A 20,753-nucleotide genomic window follows, 5' to 3' on the forward strand; every position below is an offset into this window, starting at 1 on the left:
TTTATAAAGTGTTCACTACTCCGGGTTCAGATAATTTAAGAACTAGTGAATAGGATGTATTATCTTCAGACACATCTTACTCAGATATCCAAAACTTCGAATTTCCAACTGGAGCTTATTCTTTCTTTAAGAGGAGTGCATAAAAATTGCACACACATTCTCATAAAAATATAGTCTATTAATATAATCAATAATATCTTAAAGTTTCTATTATAGGTATAAGAAGTCTATTCCTTAGTAAATGGACCTATTTAATTTTTGAAAGAGGTAGTTATATGAAAATTGATTCACCTAGAATTCCCAACGATTTACCTACAATGAATTTCCAAGATATTTTTTATCAAGAAGAACCAGAACTTAACATGTGCGTAATTTATGATTCCTTCTTTTCCAATGAAGTGTTACCAAGAGTACGATTATCTAATATGTCCATAGTAAATTGTAACTTTAACAATACTAATTTTAGTAATATCGACATAACTGATGTTATATTCGAGAATTGCGATTTTTCAAACGCTAATTTGAGGAGTTCTTCAATACATAGAGTGGTATTTAAGAATTGCAAATTATTAGGTCTGGATTTTACTGATTCACGCTTTGGTAATGTTGAGTTTGATAATTCTTTACTGAACTTAGCCGCATTCGGAAATTCAAAACTAGAAAAAGTTAAATTTCAAGATACTTCATTAGTAAGTTCAGATTTTTATGATTGTAAATTTAAGAACGTCGAATTTAGACTATGTAATATTAACAGTGCCAACTTTGAACAAACATCACTAAAAGGGATAGATATTAGTAATTCTACATTTGAATCACTTACTGTATCTTTGGAAGATTTGAAAGGCTGCAAAGTAAATTCTAATCAGGCAATTCAATTTGCTTCTCTATTGGGATTGGTAATTACTGATTAAATTCATATCAATGAGTATTAAAACAACCTTGTTTATTTTTAGGTGATTTATTAGATCTTACTACTATTAAAACTGCTTTTTTCACGATATTTTTCTCAACATCCCTATACAAAAGCCTTCCCCAATACTGAACCCCGAATAGGGCACTTTTTTGTGTGTACATTATTCGGGGTTCAGATCAGTGGGATTATCGCTGCTTTGATTTGAGTATTTGGCGAATCAAATATTCAACAAAAGTACTCCTTTACTTTTTCAATATCAGACATATAATTGCCTCCGCTAGTTATCTAAAAAAACCATTTATAAATTCTTCCTTCAACGATGTACACCTAATAGAATACTGTATTAAAGTGTACACTATTCGAAATTTATTTCAAATTACTTCCAGCCGTCTTTATAAAATTTTCAAATCATTTCGTTGTTACTAAGTGAATTGCAATACAGCCTCTTTGCTAAGCATTATTTTCACCCGCAAGCATTCATTTCGAACTCAACCCCCTTGACCTCGAATCATGTAACACAGCGAAACCTTAAGAAAAAGAAATTAAGCCTCAAATACATACGCCGCCCAATTTTCTTATTCAAGAAGCCCCCATCGAATCCAAATATTAGTTGGAGAACGATATTTTTAATAAAACTCCTTAATTAATTTGACTCAAATCTAAACTTTATAGGTATTTCATACGTCTTTTACTAAGTTGAAATATAAATAACAAAACAAAGGGAGTCTATGTTACTATTTATACAATAGTTTAATAGATAATTAACAAGAATGAGTTTTCATTTATTATTGGAGGAGTATTTATGTTAGGCAAGACATTCAATCAACGGTATATCCCTGGATTAGATGGGATTAGAGCTTTAGCAGTATTAGCTGTAATTGCTTACCATTTTAACTTCAGTTGGGCTAGCGGGGGATTCCTAGGAGTTGATATCTTTTTTGTTTTATCAGGTTACTTAATAACCTCCACCATTTTACCGATTGAAGGAAATCAGTTAACGGTTAGTTTGCGTCAATTTTGGATTAGACGGTTCCGACGTCTACTTCCAGCAGCATATGTAATGATTTTGATTACTTTCGTGTGGGCGAGTTTATTTAATAAGGAACTTCTAAATACTTTGCGCGGAGATGCAATATCTTCTATTTTTTACTCAAGTAATTGGTGGTTCATATTCCAAGAACTATCTTATTTTGACAGTTTCGGATCTCCTTCCCCTTTGAAAAATTTATGGTCTTTAGCAATTGAAGAACAATTTTATATCATATGGCCAATTCTATTAATCTTAGGACTACATATATTTAAAAAGCGAAGCAAGTTTTCGATAATCGTCTTTTTCGGTGCATTATGTTCAGCAATGTTAATGAGTATACTGTATCAGCCTGGAGCAGATCCTAGCCGTATCTATTATGGGACAGATACTCGTGTATTTGAATTGCTGATAGGCTGTTGGTTAGCTTTAGTCTGGCCAATGAAAAGACTTTCTTCCAAAAAACTTTCTGCTGAGCATGTTCGTAAACTAAATAGTATAGGCTTGATTGCCTTCAGTATATTCATACTAAGTATTTTTTTTGTGGATGAATATCAAGCCTTTCTTTACAGAGGAGGTATGTTCCTTCTTTGCATAAACGCTGCGGTATTAATAGCATGTGTTTGTCATCCAAGTAGCTTTTTAGGGAAATTACTTTCTTTTAAACCCCTTTGCTGGATTGGTTCAAGATCTTACGGTATCTATCTTTGGCATTATCCTATTATGGTGTTGGGTACCCCTGTTCACGAAATAGGTAATCCAGTATTCTGGCGTGTCGGTTTACAGCTAGTTCTCATATTGATAATCGCAGAATTATCATATCGTTTTATTGAAGTGCCGATTCGTCAACAAGGATTCAGATCATATTATCGGAAGTACCTGTCTGTAAACATTACTAAGTGGAAGTGTTTTTCATTTGTTAGAAAAACATCAACTGTCCTGATCTCTCTACTCCTTCTACTATTTTTCACAGGAATTACAGGTGTTGTAGGAGAAGCACAACCAGATTCAACAGAAGTACTTCCAACAAAAGTAGAAATAAATACTGGCGAACAGACATCTACAAAAGATCAGGAGGCACTAGAGAAAAATACTACTGATTTAGTTGAAGAAAAAGATGAAGCGAGTGTTGAAGATAATATAGAAACGGAGAAAAATGATTCAAGTACAAATTCTTTGAACGAATCTTATACTGGCATATTAGCTATTGGAGATTCAGTGATGATAGATATTGCTAAAAGCTTATCTACTATTTATCCTAACATTACTATTGATGCAAAAATTGGGCGACAGGTTTCTCAAGCTGTCGATTTGGTACCTAGTTATGCTCATTTCAACAGCCCAGAAAAAGCGGTCATTATTCAACTAGGGACAAATGGTTATTTTACGAATGATCAGATTGACATGCTGCTTGAAGCTTTTTTGGATGCTGATATTTATTTAGTGAATACGCACGTTCCACGTTCATGGGAGGGAAAAGTGAATAATACTCTCTATAAAAAAGCTCAAGAGCATGACAATATTACTTTAATTGATTGGTATTCTGCGGCCCTGGACCATCCAGAATATTTTGCTCCAGACGGTGTCCATTTGGAACAAAAAGGGATTGAAACTTTAACAACTCTAATTCAACAATCAATAAATGGTCGTTCGAATAATTAAAGATACAGCTAAAAAATCAAAGCGTTAATAAAACAGACATTAATACAAATTAATGTCTGTTTTTATGTTGGTATCTAGCAAATCGAATGTATAACTAAAGCACCTCGTTCGTATTGTAAAAATTATAGCTATATTCGTTTTTTAAGTAGCCTATTAAAAATTTCTCTATCTTCAGGAAAACTTAAATCTTTTGTGTTTATTTCATCTATAGTTTTCCAAGCAATATCATAAATCAAATTATCCGGATCTTGAATTTTTCTTTTCCCACCAATAAGCTTTACTAAGAAATAATGGACCTCAATGAACATATAATTTTCACTATACTTTCTTTTTTTCGTCATTATTTCATCGACTATTTCCACAAGATAACCAGTTTCTTCTTCTAATTCTCTCATATCCTCCTCGTATAGACGCCTATATAAACCTTCAATCTTTTTTAGGTAAAAATAAGCTCCCCACAGCTGTAATTGTTGTTGTCGTTAAATCATTACGAAATAGCGGATGTTGTTCATTTAGACTATTAATATTGACCTCATTACCACCAATTGATGCGTGCACATATTGACTATCACCTAGATACATAGCTATATGCCCCGGGAAATACAATAAATCTCCTTTCTGAATGTGATCAAATGAAATTTCCTTTATAGGAAAGCCCTCAACAATTTGGGCATCTCGGTAAATTTGAACCCCGCATAGCATATAGGCCATCGAACAAAGACCCGAGCAATCCACGCCAAGTGGAGACTTCCCTCCCCAACGGTATGGTGTTGCTAAATAGCTAAGTGCTGTTTGGACTACTTGTTCTCGCATTTTTTGCTCTGATTGGCTATTCTCATCTACCTTTTCTTGTAGCCATTTTTTTCGTAGATAGCCAATTTCCCCTGTTGCCAATTGCACCATAGCCCATTTAGCATCTAGGCCCTCCTTAGGGATATAGCGTAATATTGAACCCTTAACAAGTGTCATTATCTTCATACTTTGAATTCGAGGTTCTTGTAAAATATCAGCAAAACTTTGGTGAATCACATAAGTCGCTTCATCCAGCCACGCCCTTGTTTTCGTATCATCAATGAGTAAACACTCTTTCTCGCAATAGCCCTCATAGCGATAAGCTGTTTGAACACGCACCCATTCGTCTTCAAGTTCTTCCAGTATACGAACAGACATGCCATATAGAACCTCATCAATAAGCTCAGATGCAGCATTCGGTTTTGCATGTAAGTTCGCTATCATAACAATGACAATGGCATTCATGTAATCCCACCTCTCTTATTTACTAGCTGCTCATAAACAACTTTAGAGATGCGACCGATGAGTTGTTGAGCGCCATTAATATTTGTCACTTCAGTGATGAAAACTCCGATAATATAATCATTCTTGTTATTGTAACCAATCCCCACATCATGGTCGACAGTATCAAGACCAACAGTTTTATGGGCCATTTTCACATCATCTACTATATAACGTTTTAGAGAGTCACAGACTCGCTGACGGCTCAAAATATCAATGCCCTGCGCACTAAATGACGGTGATAATAAGTTTTGCGATAAGTATGGGTAAAAGTATGCGCCATATCACGTGCAGACTTCACATTATCAAAGCCATTCGCAAGCCGTTCAAAATCCATCATCTTACGTTGTAGTTTGGTTTTCTTTAGACCAATTTTGCAGAAATATTCATTTAACGTGTCCATGCCAATATTATCAATCAGCACATTAGTCGCTGTATTATCACTAGTCACAATCTTCCACACTAGTAACTCATATAAGGTAATCGACTCAAGTCGTTATTCACTGATCACACTAAAGTTGACCCATCTATCGGGTGCAATCACAATCACTTGATCTAATGACTCATTATTACGCTCCCAAACATCCAACATAGCCAGTAGCATAGGCACCTTTATCAAACTTGCACTTGAGAAGACCTCATCCAGTCGCTCTCCAATAAAGTAATGGTCTGTCTTCGCATCTTTTACAAACTGATGTACTTTATAGGGGCTTTCTTGCAGCATTTGCAGAATTGTTTGCTCCATATTTAACTTACCCTATGACTTCAATAATCTGTGTATCTGCGTTAAATTTAATTGTTCGACCTAATGGAAGAGTCATCGTTGGTAAACAGTGACCACAGGCAATATCCATTAAAATAGGCTTATTAAACTGTACTAAAATTTCATTGAAGATAGTTTGTAATGATAGGCAATGTTCTGGTTGACTTGGATTTTCTGGACCACAGTTAGTCCATGCGCCTAATAGTATCCCCGCTACTTCATCAAACTTCCCTGCTAGTTTTAATTGCGTAAGCATCCTGTCTATACGATGTTCGCTTTCATCTATATCTTCTAAAAACAAAATCTTGCCCTTTGTATCGATTTCATAAGATGTTCCAAGTGACGCCGTTACTAATGTTAAGTTACCACCAATCAGCTGCCCCGTTGCTTCACCAGCTACAAGCGTCGTCATTCGCAGAGTGGGTGGATTATCAAGAAAATAGCCGCTTCTACTAGTATCCATGACGCTATTGATAAAATATCCCCATGTATAATCATCCATATCTGATCGAATAAATTCAGTAGAGGGCATTGGTGTATGATATGTCACGAAGTCACATTTTTGGTTAAAAGCAATATGTAGTGCGGTCACATCGCTATAACCTGCAAATACTTTAGGATTCTCTTTGATCATCTCGAAATCAAGACGTGATAGAATTTTTGTTGCACCATATCCACCCCTTATACAAAAAATGCCGTCAATTGTTGGATCCTGGAACATTAGATTGATTTCTTTTGCACGAAGTTCATCTGAGCCCGCTAAATAGCCATGCCTAGCGCGACATGTTTCCCCTACGACTACTTTAAAACCTAACTTCTCAATACTTTCAATTGCTCGTGGTAATTTTTCAGACGGTGTAGCACCTGAAGCACTGATGAGCGCAATTGTATCACCTTTTTTCAATGCTTTTGGAATAATCATTAGTTAACCCCCATTTTATTATTCTTTCAGGAATGAGTGATTAGTGTCATAGTGAGGCTGCTATGAATCATAGATAACGATACCCCTTTACTTGATTATCTTGAATCTTTGCTTCAATCGCACCATAACCCGCTACTTGCGAATCTTCTCGTCTTGCCCAAGAAATATTATTAAAATCAAAGTGCCACCACTCCTCTGAATAATTCGAAAAACCTACCATTGTCATACAGTTATACAGCAGACGACGGTGAATACATGCTTCTGTATTTTCTTGTGGGTGCTGTTCGAAATAACGAGTTTCTGACTTTTCACTGATCTCATCGAATGCCGTACCTAGATTCAATGCTCGACCATTCAAATCTCCAAGCGTTAAATCAATCGCACCCCCTGTTAAATGTGGTGTATTAAATTCTTGGCCTTTGTTTGGAAACGCCACATACTTATGTGTTTCGTTCAAAACCTCTTGTTCTGTGAAATAAGGATATTGCAGTTTTATTCGTTTCGCAAAATGCGTAAATAAATACTGCTGCACCTGTATTGGTCGAAAACCGTCATACAAAATCAGGCTATAGTTTTCAGGTAATAACAGCACTGCATGCTTCAATCGCTCGTAAGCACCTTCACGCAAATAAAGCGATTTTAGACTGTTCGGAATGTGTTGAAGATAGTAGAAAGATTGAATAAAAATTCTAGGATGATCTTCCTCAATTTGAATAAGTAGATCACCATTTTCCCGAACAAATGGATACTGTTGTCTTTTTGCAGTTTTTAATACACCAATAGGTTGATAAATGTCACCTCGCAACACGATTCACCTCCATTCTCGGCGGAATAAAAATGCATGTTAAATTACTGGGTAATTGAATATTTTCAGTCAAATGTTAACGCACCTACTATTTAATGACTAGATTATAGTAGTATAAATACAGGATATTTCATGAAAATTTGTTTTAACACTAAATATGCAACTCTACTTCTAGAAATTGATACATAGATTCGTAACGTACTGTTTTACATAAAAAAAAAAGCTATTGGTACACATTTGTGCTTCAATAACTCTTTAAAATATGCATTATTTAATTCTTTGAAACTTATAAGCATTAACAACATGACCATCTCGTCCAGTCGTTGTTACTCCTTGTGATAGTGAATTCAATATCGCTTCCTCTGTTGCCTCTGACACCGCAGTAAATAACTGGTTCATTATAGGATGGTCTTCTCGAAGCTGCACACGTGTTTCGACAATCTGATCCGTCATATGTGGAATAAGGTGTGCTGTTGTGAAGCCAATTACTATGTCACCGCTGCCATGAGAAAAATGGCTACCTGTACGTCCAAGACCGATACCACAACGTTTAATGACACGGGATAATTGGCGACTGCTAAGCGGTGCATCCGTCGCTAACACAATGATAATTGAGCCATCTGTAGGCGATAAAGTAGAATCACCTTGAGCGTTCGAAATCTGATAACGCTCCGCTGAAAAATCTGAACTATGTCCAAAATTACTCAACACCATACAGCCAACAGTATAGGTTACTTCCGCTTGTTCTACTGCAACTACACGCGAAGATGAACCAATACCTCCCTTATAGCCAAAGCAAACCATGCCTTTTCCTGCACCAATTGCTCCTTCTAGAGCTCTATCTTCTGACGCAACCTGAATCGCTTCCATCGCATGTTCTGGGGTAACTGGACACATGCGAATGGAGTTCAAGTAACTATCGTTGCATTCCCCAACAACAATATTTATCGTCCCCGTCGAATTACCGATTTCTGTATTAGCATCTAGCATATATTGCAACGTCCCTTGTGTCACAGCCGGGACACCAAAAGTATTGGTCAGCATAATTGGAGATTCAATAACCCCTAGTTCATTTAACTGCACAAGCCCAGTCGTTTTACCAAAACCATTAAGTACATAACTTGCAGCCGTTACCTTTTGCTGAAATAAATTCCCGCCGTGTGGTAAAATCGCTGTGACTCCTGTACATGCACGCTCATCTTCTTGGCCTATTTCATAATCCAGTGTTACATGCCCGACACGTACCCCCACCACATCCGTAATACAATTTTTCTCACCTACTGGCAACTTCCCTATCACAATGCCCATTTCCCGTACTTTTTTCTGCATATTTGCAACCCTCCATGATTATTTTAAACTCACCGGTATAATTTTGTTTACACAGGTAAAATTCAAAATTATCACTTATATTACCAATCTCTATTTCGAATAGCTTCTTCGATATCAATATCGATTTTATAAGCTTCTAAAACTAAGAAGACAGTATCCGCAATAGATTCTCTTGCAACTGTTTCAATTTCACTATCATGAGCGTAAAATTCTTCTGTTAAATCATTAATTTTTTCGGTCATCGCATCTAATTTATATTGCACCGATTCGGTTGTGTATGTTTCAGTTTCCAGAAAATGTTCGACTGCTTTAATTGCTTCTTTTACCTTATCCACTAAAAAATCTGGGTAGTAAGCATCTCTATACATATCTACTAAATAGTTAATTTCTTTCTTCACTACTATCCCTCCAATATAATGTATCTCTTCCTAATAATATCATACGATAATACAATGCTCATTTCCTTAAAAATATGCCATCCGTCCGTTCTTATTCTCTCATAATGCCTAAGAACATTTATTTAAAGAGAAACTGATTTCTTACATCAAATTATAAAAAGCCTAAGGAATGATTGTTTTCCTTAAGCTTTTTATAACTGTAAATTCACAAGTATTTTAATGAGATACTTTCTTTCATTAATATTTCTAAGCCTTCTGTTACTACATCATCAAATATGATTCGTTTCGTTACAAGCCTGACTGTTGGGAAGATATCACGAAATGCTATAACTCCTTTTACTGTTCGCTGTGATAGAACGCTGAATGGAGAATCTTGATTCCTAGATAAATACAATAATTGTTTCCCCTTATAATCGTATGCCCATCCACTGCCAATACGTGAAGTAGAACAACATCATGACTAATATATAAAGTGGCATTAATAGCGTACTGATTTTTATTAGTTTTTTTGCGTCGTATGAACTTTCTCCCTCTTCGTAAAAAAGTAACAACGCTTTCGAGCTAACAGGGACTGTAACACAATAGTTCATGCCTATTAAACTTAAGAATACGACTGTTGTAGGGTCAATCCCTATTGTTTCACTAAATAAAAGTAAACTAGGAATAAAAACAACAGCACGTGTTGTATGTGATGTAATATACAGATGGCTTGTAACAGTTACAAACAAAATTATAAAAACAATAAGCCACTCTGGTGCAAGAACAAATAACTGCAATACACTGAGCATCTCTTTTTCAATCCACGTCACTACACCTGTATCTACTAACACTCTTCCAAGAGCTGTTGCTGCTGCAACAAATACGATCAAATTCCAAGATACTGACTTCATTCCTGTTTTCCAATTTAGGATGCCATAGTTCGGTAGCATGACGATAATTGCTCCAATCATCGTGACAAATGCTATATCATAGCCATGGATACTTTCTGTCATCCAACCTACAATCAACAGTACTAGCAATAGTACGGTCTTTTTCTCTTGGCTATTCATCTTTTTAGTATGCATAGCTTGCTCTTCAATTTGTATGTTTTCTATTTGTCCCATGCCGTCTTTCGGCCATAACAACCATTTTATAACGACATAAGAAACAAGCGTGATGACTATAGCAAATGGGACTCCCCAGACGAACCACTGGATATAAGAGATGGTTTCACCAACCGTACTTTCTAGTAAACTAACGCCAATTAGATGGGAGCCTGCACCGATTAATGTCGCAGATGTACTCATTAAAATAATTACCGGTGCTAAAATAGCAAGCACACTTTTTTCATTTACTGAAAATTTCTGACCGAGCTGATTGATAATCGGCATAGCTATTGCTGCTCTTCCAGAAGTAGATGGGACAAAAAAAGCAGATGTAAATAATACCGAGGTCATCCCCAAGAGCACATTATTCTTACTGTTTGACTTTCTTAAAATTGAAAGAGTTAAACGCCTAGCCAATCCAGACTGTTTGACAGCCTCACCAACGATAAAAGAACCTACCATTAACCATACAACTTCCTCGGATAATGAATGATATAGCAACTCCGGACCTTCTGCCTTCATGATGATAATAAACACGATGAGCGCCAGCGCGACATATCCGGCTGGAATTTTCGTTGAAACCCAAAGTGTCATTGCTGATAAGAACGCAAATAATGAAACCTTAGCCGAGTAATCGAGATCATGTATAAATAAGATAACGACGAATAGTAGGATATGTACACCGACGATTCCTTTTGACTTCGCAGAAAATTGATTCATCCATGTATGTTTTGTCTTTAGTTTCTCCATCCTAGTGCTCATTGTTTCACACACTTTCCTTATAATACATTTTCTCTGCTATACCTAAGCCGATTGAAACTTGCCTAAAGGCAGACTCGGTACTTTCTTCTATCCAAATCGGTGCATTTTTCATCGCATTTTCTAAAGTAGTCGGTTTTTGAATAATGCTACTATACGCATCGATCCCAGCGTCGTAGTTTACGGCTGCTCCTTTCCCGATTGTTCCCGTAATAGCAATCACCGGAACATTATTCTGTTTAGCAATGCGTGCTACTTCTGACGGAATTTTACCATTAGGTGTTTGAAAATCTAAACTACCTTCTGCAGTGAAAACAATGTCTGCTGTTGCGATTTTTTCTTCTATACTAATATAATTCATGATGATATCGAATCTTGGATATAATTTAGCACCTGTAAACGCGACTAGCCCTGCACCCAGTCCACCTGACGCTCCACTACCTGGTAATGAGCGAACATCCATCCCGACCGCATCTTGAATTATAGTCGCATAATGTTCTAATCCAGTTGCCAATTGATCGACCTGCTCTGGAGTTGCTCCTTTTTGTGGACCAAAAACATGCGCAACCCCCTTTTCCCCACATAAAATATTCGTCCAATTGCATGCTACTTCTATCGTAACTTCTTCTAGTCTTGGATCTACGTTTCTCGTATCTAGCGAGTTAGCCTCCATCAAATCTTCTCCACCGTTGACTACAACGAGTTGACCGTGTATATCGAAAAACTGAACACCTAATGCTTGTGCCATTCCTGCTCCACCATCGGATGTCCCAGAGTCACCACAGCCAATTAAAATATTGTCAACCCTAGCGTCGAGTGCTGCAATGATCAGCTCTCCGACCCCGTAAGTAGTTGTTTTCAAAGGATTTCGTTGATGTTTTGGTACGAGCTTTAAGCCAGCAACTGCTGCCATCTCAATCACTGCCGTACGTTTGCCTTTGGCTTCGAAAATTCCAAAAGAGCTTTTGATTTTTTGTCCAACTGGTCCAGTAACCTCTTTGTCTAGCAATGTTCCACCCTTTAGATTTACAATGGTCTTTGCAAATCCTTCTCCTCCGTCAATCATCGGAATAACATCCACTTCCATTAAATGATCAACACGTCTTATACCTCGTTCCATTGCCAAAGCGACCTCTTCAGCGTCCATACATTCTTTAAATCCAGATGGTACAATTACAATTTTCATGTTAACTCTCCTCTAACTTCTTAATAATTTTAATTTACAAGAAGAATATGAGTAGCCCCTTAGAGTTACATTAGAATAAGATTAGAAAATATTGGCGTTATGTACACAAAAAATCCATCATGACATTTCCAAATGCCATAATAGATTTCTGTTTTATTCTGCTACTATTACGATCATATAGTCACAAAAATCTCCACTACAAAAGCATTTTCATTGCGATTTGGAAAGTGTGCGCGATAATAATGATAATGCCAAAAACAATACAAAATGTTGCTAACGTACTTTTTCGATGACTCTTTTGTCTCACAAGGCCAAAAATAGTCATACATAATCCAATTAACAAAGATACTATAGAAAGAATTATAAACAGTTGCGTACTTAATGATGTGTTAAAAATATTCTCTAATTGCATTTCAATTTCCCCCTATGTTTGATCGCTCATCAAGTTAAATCGCATCCTCACGCTCAATATTCCGAATGGCAAAGTACGCAATTGCTACGCCAACAGCTGCAAGCCCTAGCTGAAGTGGAATGAAAGTGATCAATGAGAATGCTGGGTTATAGGAACAGGCAATTGCCACCACGATGAGCGATGAACCAATTGTTGCAGGAACAGAATGATTACGCATGCCAAAATACAATGGAATTAAGCTCATTCCTGCAGAAGCAATCGCAAAAAGCACAATGTTTGTGAACTCTCCCATAAACTGATTTCCAGTCATTTCAAATGGAACGATCGAAAAATAAGCATTAATAATGGAGAAAAGACCAGCAACAACAGCATTAGAGAAGATCATGGTGATGAATGTTAACAAAGCTATAAGCATCAGTTTACTAGCAATTATATTTTTTCGACTAATAGGATAAGAGAATAAAATCAAGATGGTTTTGTTTTTATATTCCTCGATGACGATTTTCGCAATCAATACAGAAGCAAACACGATAAATGTCGCCCGCACAAGTGCACCAATAAATATATATACATCTTGGTGAGATGTAATCGGTAAATCACCTTCCTGTTGTCCCAAAAAAATAACGAAACACATAATAGCTGTCAAAATGATATTTGCAAGAAGCGCCCCTTTTATATACCAACCTAAATTAGACTTCTTTATTTCCAGTTTTATTAGCTGTAGCATAGAATTCCCTCCATCCTTATCTCGATCAATTTAAGCAAATCTAAAAAATTCAAGTCACATCGATTTGCTCAACTTTACGGTAAGAAAGATAGGCAATTGCTAGCCCTAACACACAAAGTGCAATTGGCACTCCAATGAAGTCGAACAAACTAACCTGACCACTTCCATTACTAGTAGATGAATTTAGTACGGATCCAATTAATATTGCTGAAGTAATTGTTGCAGGCGTTGATTTTTTTCTCATGCCAAAATATAAAGGAATCAGGCTTACACCAGCAATCATAATTGAGTTTATAAAAGTCGATGGGACTGTAGCAATGATATCCCCCATACTAACAGGTACTTCAAAGAATCCTACCATTGGATTTAAGATGAAAACTAACATACTGATGATAAATGTAGAAACGACTATACTGAAAAAACAAAATAAAAAGACAGTTAAGAGCTTCGCTTGCATTATTTTTTTCCGTTGCAATGGATAGGTAAACAATAATTGAATCGTTTTATTCTTGTACTCATCAATGACTAAACGACTTAAAATAACAGCCGAATAAATGATAAATGTTATTCTAATAAGAACATTCGTTAATGACATGAATCCTGCATAATCTTGAAACATCAAATCGCTATCAGCTTTGGAACCCCAAACCATAAGGCTAACAGCGGAGAAAATTGCTACAATACAAATTGCTACTCCTTTGAAACAACTAGATATTTGATGTTTTTTCCATTCTAGTTTCATCAATTTAAGCATGGATTCCCTCTCCGTTCATTAAATTTAAGAAATACTCCTCTAAAGAACTATGCTTTTTATTGATACTTTCAATCTCAATGTCATTCATAATAAGCGTCTTCGAAATTTCTTGCTGCGAAACTGTCAGTTCATAAATGCGTATCATTTTTTCGCTCATGATTCTATAATTTTTTATTCCTAGTTTATGATCTAAAATGTAAGTAGCTTTTTTGATATCCAGAACCTTAAGCTCAATGTACTCGGTCTGTTCGCCATTGATATCTTTCATCGAAACTTCCTTAATCAGCTTGCCATCTTGAATGACACCAATCGTATCTGCCATTAGTTCCATTTCAGCTAAAATATGGCTAGAAACTAATAATGTAATGCCGAATTCTTTGCAAAGTATTTTAAATAACTCCCGTAACTCTTTAATACCAATTGGATCTAAACCGTTGATGGGTTCGTCTAAAATTAACAGTTCTGGTTTTGTCGTAATTGCTCTAGCAATCCCTAAGCGCTGTTTCATCCCAAGTGAAAAGTCTTTCACTTTTTTGTTATCGACGTTGTGTAATTTCACAAGGTCTAGTGCACGATCGATTCCCGCTTTGTCATAGTAGCCCATGTACTCACAATGGAGCTCTAAGTTCTCCTTAGCTGTCAATTTTTCGTAGAAGATAGGATATTCGATAATCGTGCCCATTCGCTTGAGTACTTCATAGGATGTATTCGTCAATTTCTCCCCGAAAATTTCAATCTCACCGCTCGTCGGTTTAACTAAATTCGTCAGCATTTTCATAATCGTTGTTTTACCAGCACCGTTTGGCCCTAAAAACCCATATATTTCACCTTGCTTTACATGCATATTGACACCGGAAACAACTTCTTTTCCTTCAAACACTTTTGTCAATTGATTTGTTTTTAATATATAGGACATTTTATATTCCCCTTTCCCTTTGTACTTTTATTGTACGAAACGATCATCTCTTTTTTCTTACCCAATCCTTACAAGTTTCTTAAGTGTACAAAAAAGCTTGTAGAATACCGTTTTCTACAAGCTTTTTTCTGTTGAAATAAAATCTTGTCTATAAAAATTGCATTAACGAAGCGTTCTTTAAGCTTTAAATCTATAAGTTCAAATAAATTACTCTCTTTATTTTTATTCGCCCCGTCCAAATGCTTTTGTCTTAATATTTTTCTTATCAAGAAATTCTTCTATTTTCTTCTGTTCTTTTCCAGTCGCTGCCCCAACATTAGAAATTAGTGATTTAAGATTTACTTTTGGAATAACTCCTTCATTTGCGTCATTCATTACATCATCGAACATTTCATCAATCTCATAAAGTACCTCATTTACAGCTGTAATGTACCTGCTAATTCTCTTAGATTCTTCTTCATAACCTTCAGGCAATGTATTATTTAAGATATAGTTAGAGAAGTTCTCATCATTTTTTTTTGTAAGTTTATTAAGTTTGTCTAACTTCTCTAGGTCTTCTATAGTTAATTCCTTCTCATCATATATAGCCTCTTGAAATGATTCACTCGCAATAAATAATTCTTCAAAGCTATCTAGATATATTTTTATGCTTAATTTTATTTCTTCTTCGTCTATTACACTTTTTTGTTTTTCAGAAGTGAAAATAACATCAGGAATCTTCACATCCTGTATAGAACGAACTTCATCCTCTACTTCATCCTCAATAGCGTCAATATTTTCCCCCTGCGAACATGCGCTTAATGTTAACAGAATTAAAAAACTAAAAAACAATTTTCTCATAATAATTGCTTCCCCCTTGCAATTGATATGTTCCATCTCAAATATTTTAGTAATAGTATGAAAGAAAATTTGGCTATATAATACCCTAGGAATGCTAATAGAGAACCTATACTAAGCCCTTTTATAGACTCAAGGATTTCCCCACTTCCAATTGTACTAAATCCATTTACAAATCCCATTACTATTAAGATTAGTGGCGATAGAATCATGATAGGGACTCCAATGATATAAGCTAATGTAAATGGTATAAGTATTATCAGCATAAATAAACTCACTATAATAATTACACAATTTATTACACTTAATCCCATAATTGAAAACAATGCCGTAAATATATTTCTAATGCTTTTTCGCTCTTCAACCTTTTTAATAGCATAAACAGCGTTTAATTCTTTAGCTATTTGTTTAGGTGAACCAAGGGCTGCTACTATCTGAATTTCTGTTTTTCCTTCCCCTACACCAATCATAAAATATTCCTCATAATCTTGTAAGATTTCCTCTTTTTCATTTTTAGGTAGCTTCCATAATTGCTTTTTTAAAATTAACAAAAATTGTTTTTTACTCATTGGAGATCCGCCTCCTTAATTAATTGATTTACTCCATCAGAGAATACCTTCCACTCGTCCATTAAGTGATGTAAGTATGCACGACCTTTATCAGTAAGCCTATAATATTTTCTTGGAGGGCCCTCATTGGATTCTTGTAAATATGTTGTAAAATACTCTTCCTTTGTTAATCTTCTTAATAAAGGATAGACAGAACCTTCTGATATTTCAATTTGGTTAGAAATCCTCTGGACGAGTTCATAACCATATCGATCCTTCTTATCAAGCTGTACAAGCACGCATAGTTCTAGAACGCCTTTTTTAAATTGCACATTCAACGAATACTCACCCCGTCTCTTTATTGTTATGTACAATTTAATATACGGTACCATACAATATACAGTACCTATCTATAAAATATAGTAGATGGTTATATAATAATAACATATATTGTATATTACTCAATATATAACCATACTACTGGATGCAGAATAACTCCTTCTACAAGCTAAAACTGTATCCTTTTTAACATAATCGTAAAAATGGTTTTCTCATAAGGCCTACTAGAAAGATGTATTTCACCACCTAGTGCCTCCACAAGCCGCTTTGTGATTGTTAGCCCAAGTCCACTACCTTGGTATAAGCGATTTCTTGAGTCTTCTAATGTATACATGCGCTCAAATACTTTGTCGATATGTGACTCAGAAATCCCTTTCCCCTTATCCCATATATCAATATAGACAAACTTCTCATCACTTCTTAAAAGCATGCCTAGCGTTTTCCCATCATCCCCATAGGTAATGGCATTCGAGATTAAATTATTTAACACCCTGCTCAACACTTCTGCATTTCCAAGTGCATATATTGGTTTTTCAGGTATATCAATATGGACCGAAAATCCTTTTGCCGTAAGCAAATCATAAAACGCTAAAATATTTTGCAGGCATACTTCATTCATATTGATTCTCGTTAACTCGATTTCTTTATCCCCAGACTCTAATTTTGCCAAGTCAAAAAATTTATGAATAAGTTCTATGACTTCATTTGTTTTCGTCTGCACCTTTGTTAGTAATGCTCGCTTTTCTTCCTCACTCAGTGACTGATCTGTATGCAGCATCTCCACATATCCAAGGACAACGGTCAGCGGCGTTTTCAAATCATGGGAAACATTCGCAAGCATTTTGCGCATAGACATCTCTACTTTAGAATAATCGGCTTGCGTGATTTGCTTAGCCTCTAATAACAGATTAATAGCTACTAACAACTTTTGTAGTTCTTTGTCATCCGTAAACACTAATAGTTTTTCCCCTGTGTGTTTTTCTACAATATCCTGGAGCTTTTCATAAGTATAAAGTAAATTCAACCTTTTACTTTTCTGCACGCGATATTGATAAAAAACAACGCCTACTAAGGTGACAATAATCATCAATAAAATAGCAACCATGCTATATCACTTCCATCTTATAACCGATTCCCCATAATGTTTTAACATACTTTGGGTTTGATGGGTCATCCTCAATCTTCTCTCGCAGTCTTCTGATATGAACATTAATGACATTCTCATCGCCATAATATTCTTCATTCCAAATGTGTTGATAAATTTGAGCTTTTGTAAATACGCGATTGCAATTTTTCGAAAAGAGTTTTAGTAACTCAAACTCTTTGGAAGTGAGTTTAATGACTTCATCCTTCTTCCAAGCAGTATAATTAATTACATCTATTTTCAAATTGCCTATTTGAATCACTTCGTCTGGTTTCTTTAATGGTGCTGAATATTTTGTTGAGCGCCGTATACCTGCCTTCACCCGTGCGGATAGCTCAATCATCGAAAATGGTTTACAAATATAATCATCTGCTCCAAGACCTAACCCAATTGCCTTATCCACATCCGTATCCTTCGCAGACATCATTAAAATGGGAACAGCACTTTTTTCACGAATCAGCTTCACAACTTCAAATCCATCAATTTTTGGCATCATTATATCCAAAATGATCAAATCAAATAAACCTTGTGAAAACTTTATCAGTCCGATCTCTCCATCAGCTGCTGTCTCAACAACAAAACCCTCTTTTGTTAAATAAGTTTCTACCATTTCTTGAATTGATTCATCATCTTCCACTAGCAATATTCTTGATTGCATGCTCTCATCACCCCTTACATAAACATACATCATTATAACCCATCATTAACAACTTGTGGAAAAACAAGCGAAATCCCAATTGTTATTACAACAAGGCTGTTTTCGAAATGATTGTTGCTATTTAGCAAACGTTGCAGGTTCGTTCAACAAGAATCTGATTAGGTATTACTCTCATCTCATACTCCTTAAAAAACATAATATATAAGGAATATGGAGGTGGATTTATGTCCAAAAAAAAGAAAATCATTAGACTGAAACCTACCGAATGTTGTCCGCCGGTTAAGTACAAAGCACTTAATAGTTGTTGTCCTCCAGCCGCCCCCTCTTTGAGTATTTGTGACTGTTGTGTTTCACCACTTCAGTCCGTCTTAAAACAACTTGTTGGGCAAACTGTAATTCTTGCCACTATTGTAGACCAGGTAAATGCACCGCCTTTCTTTTTTTTATTCACTATTACTAAAGTGAATGATTTTTTAGTTACTGTTACAGATGGAGCAACAACCTATGCGGTAAATATTTCTGATGTTATAGGGGTAGGGTTTTTGCCGCCAGGACCTACTATTAACTTGTTACCACCTGTTGGTTCTAGGTGCGAATGTGATTGTCGTGAACGACCAATTAGACAATTGCTGGGTACACTTATTGGTTCTACAGTGAATCTTTTAGTAAGTGATGGTGATATTGCAACTAATTTTAACGTGGAACAAACAGGTCTTGGCATAGTGCTAGGTACTTTACAAATAAATTCTGATATATTTAGATTTGCAATTTCAACTTGCAAAATTACGGCAGTGGGGCAGGTTAATTGAACTCGGTCTTTGGCTATTGTTCAATTAAGTAATTAAAAGCAACAATCTTTGAGAAAACAGCCTTCAACAGAAAAGAGAGCCATTATATCTCTCCAAACACTTCTACTAGTCCAATCAGACATCCTATACAGTTCCAAAATCCTAAAATTGCGCCCTTAAACTTAATTGTTGATTCAACTTCATTTCATCGGAAACAAAGACAATTGAAGGTTAAATAAAATAAAGCATGAGGAAAAAATAAACCTCATGCTTTATTTATTAATATTCTTTAGCCCATGTTTCAGTTTCATTATCATACATAATGTGTACAGCTGCATGTTTAATAATTAACTCATTTTGTAAATAATCAATAAAAAATTGGAACATTTCTTCGTTTACCTCTTCATTTTTGTTGTTTAAACTAATATTAAGGGTAGGTGGATACTCATCATCATATGAAGGCGTAAATGCCATACCTTGTGGTTCTCCGAATGTTTCAGTTATATAACTGTAAACTTTCGGCCTAACTTGTTCTATGAATTTTGTCTCTTCTTGAATTGTTATATCATCCTCTATTTGTTCCGTATATCTATTTTCATAAACCATGAACGTTTCTTGTGTTTCTGTATTTTAAATCACTGCAGCATAGTCAAAATCGCCGTAATGCTCCATTGAATCATATAGGACATGAGTGAATTCGTACTTCAAGGTTGGATACTTCTCTTGTAAATATTGTTCTACTAGTGAAATTACCTTTTCCTCTTCTTTTTCATCGGGTATTAACGATGCCCTAATATAAAAAAATAATAAGACAGTCCCGAATATTAGTAATACCACTGTTCCTCCAATTGTAAAAATGAATATGCTCCAAGCTTTAAACCTTTTATTCATCATATCCCCTCAAGCCCATAATTTATCTATATAGTGGCTCATAATGCTTTAACTCTTCTGATTTGGGTTCACTGCCGTCTAGCGTATAATACTCAAACTGTAACGGTCGATCTTTATCATGTGCGAAATACACATACACTACATTTTCTTCATCCGTATAGATTACTTCCCCCCAGTACTTAGGAAGTCCGAAAAAATGCCATTGACATTCAATCGACTTAATTTCTGCTTCTGCATACGCCTTTTCTTCTGTCAAATATTGTTGAATACGATTTTCGAATATCATTTTCTTCAGTTCCACATAACCAAATGGTGCAATTAGTAAAATGAGTAACACCAAAACAAGCCACTTTCTCATCCCACAGCTCCTTAATATCTATTTCATGTCATTTCTTTATTAAGGCATCTATTTTTTTCATTATAGAGTATCCTACAAATATTCCCAAAACTTATTTGGCTATTATTTTTATATCAAGCATATTGATTAAGAGAATATTGGTTGATTTTATAGATGTTCATCAACCTTCCCATAAAAATCCACCATATGTATAAGGCTACTTTTATAAATTGTAGCAGAGGGCTACTCGACGTTCGCCC

The 20,753-nt window shown here is 35.5% G+C and carries 21 protein-coding genes and 2 pseudogenes; 3 read left to right on the plus strand and 20 right to left on the minus strand.

Annotation, left to right across the window (positions count from 1 at the left end):
• The first annotated feature begins 275 nt into the window (after positions 1 to 275).
• Positions 276 to 911 carry a pentapeptide repeat-containing protein gene (locus tag ACIQ2D_RS08275; protein ID WP_402862189.1) on the plus strand — a complete coding sequence of 212 codons (636 nt, stop codon included), beginning with the start codon at positions 276 to 278 and terminating at the stop codon, positions 909 to 911.
• Between the two features lie 804 nt (positions 912 to 1,715).
• Positions 1,716 to 3,602 (plus strand): acyltransferase family protein, encoded by a 1,887-nt coding sequence (locus ACIQ2D_RS08280; protein WP_402862192.1) that lies wholly within the window; start codon positions 1,716 to 1,718, stop codon positions 3,600 to 3,602.
• Between the two features lie 128 nt (positions 3,603 to 3,730).
• Here ACIQ2D_RS08280 and ACIQ2D_RS08285 read toward each other — a convergent pair whose 3' ends face one another.
• The 17 genes and pseudogenes from ACIQ2D_RS08285 to ACIQ2D_RS08365 form a co-directional block, all read right to left on the minus strand.
• The gene (locus ACIQ2D_RS08285) at positions 3,731 to 3,997 is read right to left on the minus strand and encodes an NUDIX domain-containing protein (protein WP_402862195.1); all 267 of its coding nucleotides are present in this window, start codon (positions 3,995 to 3,997) and stop codon (positions 3,731 to 3,733) included.
• A gap of 31 nt (positions 3,998 to 4,028) precedes the next feature.
• Positions 4,029 to 4,859: a C40 family peptidase gene (locus tag ACIQ2D_RS08290; protein ID WP_402862198.1), complete on the minus strand. Its 831-nt coding sequence runs from the start codon at positions 4,857 to 4,859 to the stop codon at positions 4,029 to 4,031.
• Positions 4,856 to 5,640, minus strand: a pseudogene (locus ACIQ2D_RS08295) (serine hydrolase). The gene ACIQ2D_RS08290 and the pseudogene ACIQ2D_RS08295 overlap by 4 nt, the downstream one beginning before the upstream one ends.
• 7 nt (positions 5,641 to 5,647) lie before the next feature.
• Positions 5,648 to 6,580, minus strand: coding sequence for a S66 peptidase family protein (locus ACIQ2D_RS08300; RefSeq protein ID WP_402862201.1), 933 nt, complete (start codon positions 6,578 to 6,580; stop codon positions 5,648 to 5,650).
• 67 nt (positions 6,581 to 6,647) lie between these two features.
• Entirely contained in the window at positions 6,648 to 7,385 is a 738-nt protein-coding gene (locus ACIQ2D_RS08305; RefSeq protein ID WP_402862204.1) for a M15 family metallopeptidase, read from the minus strand.
• Positions 7,386 to 7,652: 267 nt separating this feature from the next.
• Positions 7,653 to 8,714 (minus strand): DmpA family aminopeptidase, encoded by a 1,062-nt coding sequence (locus tag ACIQ2D_RS08310; protein ID WP_402862207.1) that lies wholly within the window; start codon positions 8,712 to 8,714, stop codon positions 7,653 to 7,655.
• 80 nt (positions 8,715 to 8,794) lie between these two features.
• Positions 8,795 to 9,112: a DUF5713 family protein gene (locus tag ACIQ2D_RS08315; protein WP_402862210.1), complete on the minus strand. Its 318-nt coding sequence runs from the start codon at positions 9,110 to 9,112 to the stop codon at positions 8,795 to 8,797.
• A 407-nt stretch (positions 9,113 to 9,519) separates the two neighbouring features.
• Positions 9,520 to 10,947, minus strand: a complete 1,428-nt coding sequence (locus tag ACIQ2D_RS08320; RefSeq protein WP_402862213.1) for an SLC13 family permease — start codon at positions 10,945 to 10,947, stop codon at positions 9,520 to 9,522.
• 16 nt (positions 10,948 to 10,963) lie between these two features.
• The gene (locus ACIQ2D_RS08325; protein ID WP_402862216.1) at positions 10,964 to 12,142 is read right to left on the minus strand and encodes a glycerate kinase family protein; all 1,179 of its coding nucleotides are present in this window, start codon (positions 12,140 to 12,142) and stop codon (positions 10,964 to 10,966) included.
• A 446-nt stretch (positions 12,143 to 12,588) separates the two neighbouring features.
• Positions 12,589 to 13,281 (minus strand): ABC transporter permease, encoded by a 693-nt coding sequence (locus ACIQ2D_RS08330; protein ID WP_402862219.1) that lies wholly within the window; start codon positions 13,279 to 13,281, stop codon positions 12,589 to 12,591.
• A 49-nt stretch (positions 13,282 to 13,330) separates the two neighbouring features.
• A complete protein-coding gene (locus ACIQ2D_RS08335) occupies positions 13,331 to 14,035 on the minus strand; it encodes an ABC transporter permease (protein ID WP_402862222.1) in 705 nt (234 codons plus the stop codon).
• On the minus strand, positions 14,028 to 14,951 hold the full coding sequence (locus ACIQ2D_RS08340; protein WP_402862225.1) for an ABC transporter ATP-binding protein: 924 nt from the start codon (positions 14,949 to 14,951) through the stop codon (positions 14,028 to 14,030). Before ACIQ2D_RS08340 ends, ACIQ2D_RS08335 begins: the two co-directional genes overlap by 8 nt.
• Positions 14,952 to 15,173: 222 nt before the next feature.
• Positions 15,174 to 15,791: an NDxxF motif lipoprotein gene (locus ACIQ2D_RS08345; RefSeq protein WP_402862228.1), complete on the minus strand. Its 618-nt coding sequence runs from the start codon at positions 15,789 to 15,791 to the stop codon at positions 15,174 to 15,176.
• The gene (locus ACIQ2D_RS08350) at positions 15,788 to 16,357 is read right to left on the minus strand and encodes an HAAS signaling domain-containing protein (RefSeq protein ID WP_402862231.1); all 570 of its coding nucleotides are present in this window, start codon (positions 16,355 to 16,357) and stop codon (positions 15,788 to 15,790) included. Before ACIQ2D_RS08350 ends, ACIQ2D_RS08345 begins: the two co-directional genes overlap by 4 nt.
• Positions 16,354 to 16,674: a PadR family transcriptional regulator gene (locus ACIQ2D_RS08355; RefSeq protein ID WP_402862234.1), complete on the minus strand. Its 321-nt coding sequence runs from the start codon at positions 16,672 to 16,674 to the stop codon at positions 16,354 to 16,356. The genes ACIQ2D_RS08350 and ACIQ2D_RS08355 overlap by 4 nt, the downstream gene beginning before the upstream one ends.
• Positions 16,675 to 16,844: 170 nt before the next feature.
• Positions 16,845 to 17,780, minus strand: a complete 936-nt coding sequence (locus tag ACIQ2D_RS08360; protein ID WP_402862237.1) for a HAMP domain-containing histidine kinase — start codon at positions 17,778 to 17,780, stop codon at positions 16,845 to 16,847.
• Between the two features lies 1 nt (position 17,781).
• The gene (locus ACIQ2D_RS08365) at positions 17,782 to 18,477 is read right to left on the minus strand and encodes a response regulator transcription factor (RefSeq protein ID WP_402862240.1); all 696 of its coding nucleotides are present in this window, start codon (positions 18,475 to 18,477) and stop codon (positions 17,782 to 17,784) included.
• A gap of 332 nt (positions 18,478 to 18,809) precedes the next feature.
• Here ACIQ2D_RS08365 and ACIQ2D_RS08370 point away from each other — a divergent pair.
• Positions 18,810 to 19,286 (plus strand): annotated as a pseudogene (locus ACIQ2D_RS08370) (bclA protein); the annotation flags it as partial.
• Positions 19,287 to 19,544: 258 nt separating this feature from the next.
• Here ACIQ2D_RS08370 and ACIQ2D_RS08375 read toward each other — a convergent pair.
• From ACIQ2D_RS08375 to ACIQ2D_RS08385, 3 genes are read right to left on the minus strand one after another with little or no spacing between them, the layout of a single operon-like run.
• Positions 19,545 to 19,871 (minus strand): hypothetical protein, encoded by a 327-nt coding sequence (locus tag ACIQ2D_RS08375; RefSeq protein WP_402862242.1) that lies wholly within the window; start codon positions 19,869 to 19,871, stop codon positions 19,545 to 19,547.
• A 24-nt stretch (positions 19,872 to 19,895) separates the two neighbouring features.
• Positions 19,896 to 20,156 (minus strand): hypothetical protein, encoded by a 261-nt coding sequence (locus ACIQ2D_RS08380; RefSeq protein ID WP_402862245.1) that lies wholly within the window; start codon positions 20,154 to 20,156, stop codon positions 19,896 to 19,898.
• 22 nt (positions 20,157 to 20,178) lie between these two features.
• Positions 20,179 to 20,514, minus strand: coding sequence for a DUF3139 domain-containing protein (locus ACIQ2D_RS08385; protein WP_402862248.1), 336 nt, complete (start codon positions 20,512 to 20,514; stop codon positions 20,179 to 20,181).
• Positions 20,515 to 20,753 lie beyond the last annotated feature (239 nt).

This window comes from Lysinibacillus sp. NPDC097287, from assembly GCF_044761695.1.
Classification (GTDB): Bacteria; Bacillota; Bacilli; order Bacillales_A; family Planococcaceae; genus Lysinibacillus.